The 7,061-nt window shown below is 54.0% G+C and carries 6 protein-coding genes and 1 pseudogene; 2 read left to right on the forward strand and 5 right to left on the reverse strand.

Features of this window, described 5'->3' with window-relative positions:
• Positions 1-114 (forward strand): annotated as a pseudogene (locus tag ACIQ0R_RS10005) (IS5/IS1182 family transposase); the annotation flags it as partial.
• A gap of 14 nt (positions 115-128) precedes the next feature.
• On the opposite strand, the gene ACIQ0R_RS10010 reads toward ACIQ0R_RS10005, so the two are convergent.
• The 3 genes from ACIQ0R_RS10010 to ACIQ0R_RS10020 form a co-directional block, all read right to left on the reverse strand.
• A complete protein-coding gene (locus tag ACIQ0R_RS10010; protein ID WP_395826741.1) occupies positions 129-911 on the reverse strand; it encodes an ATP-binding cassette domain-containing protein in 783 nt (260 codons plus the stop codon).
• Between the two features lie 2 nt (positions 912-913).
• Entirely contained in the window at positions 914-2,071 is a 1,158-nt protein-coding gene (locus ACIQ0R_RS10015) for an ABC transporter permease (RefSeq protein WP_395826743.1), read from the reverse strand.
• Positions 2,072-2,305: 234 nt separating this feature from the next.
• Complete coding sequence (locus tag ACIQ0R_RS10020) at positions 2,306-3,361, reverse strand: sugar ABC transporter substrate-binding protein (protein ID WP_395826746.1); 1,056 nt, start codon at positions 3,359-3,361, stop codon at positions 2,306-2,308.
• 197 nt (positions 3,362-3,558) lie between these two features.
• On the opposite strand from ACIQ0R_RS10020, the gene ACIQ0R_RS10025 reads away from it, so the two are divergent.
• Positions 3,559-4,425 carry a MurR/RpiR family transcriptional regulator gene (locus ACIQ0R_RS10025; protein WP_395826748.1) on the forward strand — a complete coding sequence of 289 codons (867 nt, stop codon included), beginning with the start codon at positions 3,559-3,561 and terminating at the stop codon, positions 4,423-4,425.
• A 106-nt stretch (positions 4,426-4,531) separates the two neighbouring features.
• Here ACIQ0R_RS10025 and ACIQ0R_RS10030 read toward each other — a convergent pair whose 3' ends face one another.
• Together ACIQ0R_RS10030 and iolG are read right to left on the reverse strand one after the other, a co-directional pair.
• The gene (locus ACIQ0R_RS10030) at positions 4,532-5,569 is read right to left on the reverse strand and encodes a Gfo/Idh/MocA family oxidoreductase (protein ID WP_395826751.1); all 1,038 of its coding nucleotides are present in this window, start codon (positions 5,567-5,569) and stop codon (positions 4,532-4,534) included.
• Positions 5,566-6,558, reverse strand: coding sequence for an inositol 2-dehydrogenase (iolG, locus tag ACIQ0R_RS10035; protein WP_395826754.1), 993 nt, complete (start codon positions 6,556-6,558; stop codon positions 5,566-5,568). The genes ACIQ0R_RS10030 and iolG overlap by 4 nt, the downstream gene beginning before the upstream one ends.
• Between the last annotated feature and the right edge of the window lie 503 nt (positions 6,559-7,061).

A 7,061-nucleotide genomic window follows, 5' to 3' on the forward strand; every position in this document is an offset into this window, starting at 1 on the left:
CGTCGTCTTCGCATTCGTTTCGAACGTCGCGCTGATATTCATCAAGCATTCCTTAAACTTGGCTGCAGTCTGATCTGCTGGAGCAAACTTCAGCAGGCATCGCAGCCTTTATGAAACCGTCTCTTAGCCTAAACCCGAATACCTTCCAACTGATTCATCAGCGCCTGCATTTCCGCGCCGCCTGCCATCATGTCCAGCACCTCATCCTTGGAAATATTGTCCTTGGTGAAGGTACCCATCGATTTGCCGCGATTCAGTAAAGTAAAGGAATCGCCTATCGGATATGCATGATGTACGTTGTGCGTGATGAAAATCACTGAAATACCCCGCTCGCGCGCCTTGTGGATCAGCTTCAGTACATTGAAGGACTGCTTCACGCCAAGTGCCGCGGTCGGCTCATCGAGAATCAACACGCGGGCCCCGAAGTGAATTGCGCGGGCAATCGCCAGGCATTGCTTCTCGCCGCCGGACATGGTGCCGATGGCGTGATGCGGATCGCGCACCATGATGCCCATTTCAGCCAGCTTGGATCGCGCAGTTTCGGCGGCATAGCTGGTGTCCATGACGGTAATGCCAAAGACCTTTTTGGTGGGTTCACGTCCCATGAAAAAATTGCGTGCCACAGACAGCAATGGCACCAGCGCCAGGTCCTGGTAGACAGTCGCGACGCCGACATCCAAAGCCTCTTTCGGCGAATTGAACGAGACGGCTTTGCCGTCGACCAGATATTGTCCTTCGGACGGTTTATGCACCCCAGCCAGCGTCTTGATCAAAGTCGACTTACCGGCACCGTTGTCTCCCAGCAGACAATGCACTTCGCCTTTTTTCAGGCGCAGTGTGACGTCCTGCAACGCAATCACGGAACCGAAATACTTGTTGACGTTTTCCAATGCCAGAATGATGTCACTCATGATTACCTCGCCTCCGTCACGCGGCGACGGACATAGTTATTGAACAGCACAGCGACCAGTAACATCACGCCAAGAAACACTCGGAACCAGTCCGAATTGAGATTGGTGTAAGTGATGCCAATCTGCACTACACCGAAGATCAGCGCGCCGAAACAGGCCCCGATCACCGAACCATAACCGCCCGTCAGCAAAGCGCCACCGATGACCGCAGCGATGATCGCCTCGAACTCCTTCTGCAAACCGCGGTCGGCAGCAGCAGAGCCGACGTCGGACACCTGCAGCACGGCAAACAAACAGGCGCAAAATGCGGTGAACACAAACAAGGAGGTTTTCACACGCTTGACCGGCACACCGACGTTCATGGCGGCATTAGCATCGCCGCCGACGGCAAAAATCCAATTGCCAAAACGGGTCCGGGCCAATACGAAACTCGCGGCCAGAGCCAGCACTGCCCACCAGACGATGACCTTGGGAATACCGGCAACCAGTGGCTTGCCACCCTCTGCGGCAGCAATCCATCCCTGGCTTGCCATCCAATGGAACAGGCCGCTGGCGAAATTGCCGGTGAACAACCAGCTTCCGAGCCAATCATTGGCCGCGAACTCGCCGACACCACTTACGATGGTCCTGTCGGCAAACATGATCGACAGCGCCAGCGTCAAGCCGCGCAGGATGAACATGAAGGCCAGCGTGACAATAAACGAAGGCAGACGGGTTTTCACCACCAGATAGCCGTTGATATAGCCCAGTGCCATCGATCCGGCGAAGGCGAAAATTACGGCTAACCAGAACGGCCATTGAAAATAAACGGTTGGGATCGCCACCATCATGCCGGCAAAGCCCACCATCGAGCCAATCGACAAGTCAAACTCACCGGCGATCATCAACACGCAGGCTCCGATCGAAATAAGGCCGAGATAGGCTGCCACCTGCATCCAGTTGACCACGCCATCCAAATTGAACATGCCGGAATCGCCGGCGGCAATGCCGAATATGATAAATACCAGAATCGCTCCTGCCAGCGAGGCAAACTCCGGACGCCCCAAGAAACGCTTCAACGGACCTTCGTTGCGTATGCGCTCATCTTCCAAGGCGCCATTTTGTTGCGCGATGTGTTTCTGGGAACCTGGTTTGTCAACCTGCGCACTGCTTGAATTCATGCCTGTATCTCCTGCTTGTAATGGCCATTGACCGGACGTTCTCTCGCACCCTGCAGAACATGATCGAACATCAAATGAGCGGCTTATTGCGGAAACTGGTGGAGCGCTATGGGCAAGATCAGGCCCTGGCGTGGTGCCTCCATGGGGTAAAGTCGCAGGCTGCCCGCAGCGAAGTACGGACAGCAAGGTGATGCGCTTTACATCTAGTGCTTTGGTCTCGATGGACAGCCAGAATCAGCGATATTGGTCAGCGTATTTCAACACTTTATCGAGATTGTCCTCAGTAATGTAGCCAGGGCCGGAGCTGATGTAACGCGGGCCATAGATGGGTGCGAGGCCGTATTCGGCCAGTCTTGCCTGAAATTTCGGATTGGCCTTGAGCCTGGCCTGGATGGCTGCGACATCGGTGATTTTATCTTGCGTCATGATCGCCAGCACAGCCACGGGAATATAGCCCTGTAAATAGGGTTGCTGATCGATTGCGAACCGGACGGAACCGTCCTTGATGCCCTTGGCGACTTCTTCGGAAAGATCGAAGGTTGCAAACCACATCTTGCCTTTCAGGCCCATTTTTCGCAGCGCGCGCAGACTCGGGGATGCCGAGTCCGGGCCAAGCGCCAAGACTGCCTGAGTATCTGGATTGTTACGCAAATACGCGCTAACCTTGCTCTCGATGCTGGTCGGATCGCGGCCCGCGTCAAGGGTAGACTTCTTGTAGTCAACGCCAATTGCATCGGCAAAGCCGCGGCACCGCTCGAAAGAGGAAGGATTGGTCGCATAATGATTCACGCACAGGAATGACTTGATGCCAGCCGCTTTGGCTTTTTCGCCGGCACCATGGCCAGCGTCGTATTCCGGCTGGCCCACATGCATGATCGCACCGAGTTCCTCACTTTGCTTCTGGGTGCCGGAATTGATCGTCGCCAGCGGGATTTTCTTGGCGGTGACGTTTTCCATGGCTTTTTTTAGGACGCTGAAATCGGCAATGCTAACGATTACGCCGTCATAGTGACGGGCAGCGGCTTGCTCGATGAGGCGCGACATGTCTGCCAGGTCGCCATTCGGCGGATTGCGATAATCGACGGTCACATTAAAATCTTCGGCAGCCTGTTTGACCGCATTTTTTATTGCATTCCACCAGGAATCGGAATCAGGCGCGTGGCTGATTAAAACAAATTTTTCATTCGCGGCATAGCTTGGATTGATTGCACTGAAAGTCATCGCCAGTGTCGCCACCATCAATGCCTTGATCAGGGAATGCCCCCGGACCTTGGTTTTGAGTCGCTGCATAGTTTGTCTCCGTTGTTGTTTTATTCACTGCAGTTCAGGCTGATAGCCCGGTACCGAGATCGTCATCGGCACTCAACAATAGAACAAGCGCGCTCAATGTACAAATATTTTTTCAATTAATTTTTAATTTGGAATTTTATTTCCATGTGTGAAAATATCTTTATAATTGCCATACGATTCATACCGGAAAGAATGTCATGGCAGATACACCGACTGTCGATCAGTTGATGCGCCAGATAGCCGAGCAATACGCCACGCTTTCGCGCCAGTTGAAGATCATTGCTAAGTACATCGAACAGCATCGCGGCAGCCTGATGCTGATGCGGATCAGCGACATTGCCGAAACTTGCAATGTGCAGCCGTCAGCCATCGTGCGCTTTGCCAAGCAGTTCGGTTTCAGTGGCTTCAGCGAAATGCAGGCAATTTTTCGCGATGCCTACACCTCTCAGGCGATCCCCTCGCAAAACTATCAGCAGCGAATCCGCAGACTGATCGATGCCAAACAAACGCCGCTTACCAGCGGAGCAGTAGCGCGCGAATTCATTGATGCCAGTCGTAGCGGTCTGGACGAACTGTTGAGCGGCATGGATGACATGCAGTTTGATGCAGCAGTCAAACTATTGCAGAAAGCGGAAAACATTTACGTCATCGGTGTGCGTCGCTCCTTCCCGATTGCCAGTTACATCGTATATGCGCTGCAACACACTAACAAACGGGTTCATCACGTCTCCGGCCTGGGCGGCATGATCCGTGAGCAGATCCGCAGCATCGGCAAGAGCGACGTGATGATCGCCATCAGTTTCACACCATACGGCAAGGAAACCCAAGCTTGCGTCAGGCTGGCTCAACATCACCAGGCAAAGTCGCTGGTCATCACCGACAGCCAGCTCAGCCCGCTGGCGCGGCACGCGTCAGTACTATTGACAGTCAAGGAAGGCAGCGCGCTTGCATTCCGCTCACTGACCAATGCAATGTGCCTGTGTCAGGCGCTATTTATCGCACTGGCTTATCGGCTGGAATTGAATGTCGAAGAAACCATCCCGATGGACGGCTACGATGAATAATGCGGCAAGTAGCATAGCTGACATCCGATAGCTCAACGCATCATTTTTTTCACACTACGCGCCAGGCCGCTGCCCACCAAGCTGTGTTGGCAGCGAGCCTTGCTGGTCATAGCAATACTGATTGCCTGGAAAGCAGTGATTCACGTAAGGCAATGCCAATGCGGGTCGCCTCCGTGGCATCGACTAACGTCAAATCCAGTTTTTTGTCGTGCCGTATCGCATCGACAAAAGAACTGACTTCTATCAGGAAAGCCTCTTCAAAACGTTCAAAGAAGCTCGGCAGGCACTCGTTGCGCACACCGTGAATATCAGCAATTTCCACACGATTGCTGCGCGGATTGGCGCCCACGGTCAGCCGCCCTGCGGTTCCCGTGATTTCTGTCATGGTGTCATGCCCGTGCCGCGTGGTGCGAGAGGCATAGAAAGTTGCGATACTGCCGTTATCGAACTCACAAATGGCAACACCATTATCGACATCCTGAAATTGCTGCAGATCCCGATGCATTGCCCTGGTGCCGCTGGCGTAAACCCGTACCGCTTGCGGATTGCCCAGCAGCCAGCGCGCAAGGTCAATATCGTGCACACTGCAATCGAGGAAGATACCACCGCTGGTGGCCGCAAATTTGACGAAAAAGCCATCCGGATCGTACTGATCGCATGTTTGCGAGTACACCATGAAGGGCGAGCCGATCGCGCCCTGCTGTATCTTGTTGTAGGCATCCCGATAGCTGGCATCGAAGCGCCTGACAAAACCTATCATCAATTTTAATTGCGGATGGCGCGCAGCCTCCGCACTCACACGAAGGCAATCTTTCAGATCCAGTGACAGCGGCTTTTCGCAAAAAACGTGCTTGCCGGCTTGCAGGGCCTGAATGATTTGTTGCGGATGTAGCGAGGTCGGCGTCACCAGGAATACGGCATCGAGTCCTTCATGGGCCAGCAACGCTGCGTAATCGCTATACAGATGCGGCAGCGCCAGCGTATCACGCGCCCACTCCAGTTCGGCCGGCAACGGACTGCAAGCTGCCACCAGTGTCGCTCCAGCGACCCGCGTCATCAGATTTTCCGCATGACGTCGCCCCAACCGACCCAACCCGACGATACCAACTCTCAGTGTCGGCGAACGCATTCCAGAGCTGCTCATTTTGCCAGCTCAACAGTGCGGTTTTGACGCCATGACAACGTGGCTGCTTCGGCCAACTCCAGCGCTTTGACGCCGTCTTCGATGCTGGTAAGTACCGCAATCCGATTGACTACCGCATCGAAGAAATGCGCGACCTCTATTGCATAGGCCGCCCGGTAGCGCTCCAGGAAGAACTGTTCGGGCAGATCGTAGCTGACATTGCCGGCGGTCGAGGCGGTCACTTCTGTCGGCCTGTGGTTTCCCGCTTGCAGCATGCCGTTGCTGCCCAGGACCTCGAAGCGCTGGTCGTAACCGTAGGCGGCACGGCGACTGGTATTGATCTGGCACAAACGCCCGCGACGGGTACGGATGGTGACGGCGGCACTATCGATATCGTCGGCTGCGGCGATGACAGGATCGGTCAGACAACTTCCGGTTGCAGAAATACTCACCGCCTCGTCGTCCAATATCCACCGGAAGATATCGAAATCGTGGATCAGCATATCCTTGAAAATTCCACCGGAACTCTTGATGTAGGGCACCGGCGGTGCGCCGGGATCGCGGCTGGTGACTATCAACATTTCAGGATCGCCGATTTCGCCGGCGGCGAGGCGCCGCTTGACGGCGGCAAATGTGGGGTCAAAACGACGCTGGAAGCCGATCATGCAAGTCACGCCGGCAGCCTTGACGGCCTCGGCGCATGCCTGAGCACGCTGCAGAGTCAGATCGACAGGCTTTTCGCAAAAAATCGCCTTACCGGCAGCAGCAGCCCGCATGATCAGATCGGCATGCGTATCGGTGCTGGACGCAATCAACACTGCGCCGATGCTGGGATCGGCCAATATCCGGTCAATCTCGGCAACCTGCGCTCCGTGCAGAGTCGCTAGTTCCTGCGCGGCCTGCAGGTTGATATCGCTGACATATTTCAGATGGGTGCCGGATTGCCGCACCAGGTTTGCCGCATGGATCTTGCCAATACGGCCGGCGCCGACGACTGCCACATCAATCATGTCTCTTCTCCATTTATCGTGTTTTTATTACCGCTGAAAGCTATTGTATTCACGAATGCAACAGATAGAAACATTTTTTCGTTTAATTTTTCAATGAAATATTTTTTGCACAACACCGCAAGCGATTAGTAACTCTAGGTCGCAAGGAGGCTCATTGATAAGCAGACTGGCGATAGTCCTAACGACTATCTGCGACCATGTGGGTCACGATGTTCGGCGCAGGCTTGACTTAGCGTGATTAATCAGGCAACTCGCAAGTTCACCACGCACATACGGTTTTTGGGGCGCGCCTCATACTTCATCTTCATCCCTTACCTGTAGGCGATGTCGCGCAGCTTTCTTGGATTTTTCGTCAAATATTTCTTTTAGAACATTTTTTAAGTATGATTTTTCGCTTATGAGCTTCCCTCGATTTTTCGTCTCCCAACAGGTGGCTTTTATGCCGCCTGTTTTTCCTGATGTTGCTCAGTGAGCCAGTCATCTAAATACTGGCAGGGTGAACG

It is taken from the genome of Collimonas sp. (genome assembly GCF_044339385.1).
In the GTDB taxonomy this organism is placed as follows: Bacteria; Pseudomonadota; Gammaproteobacteria; order Burkholderiales; family Burkholderiaceae_D; genus Collimonas.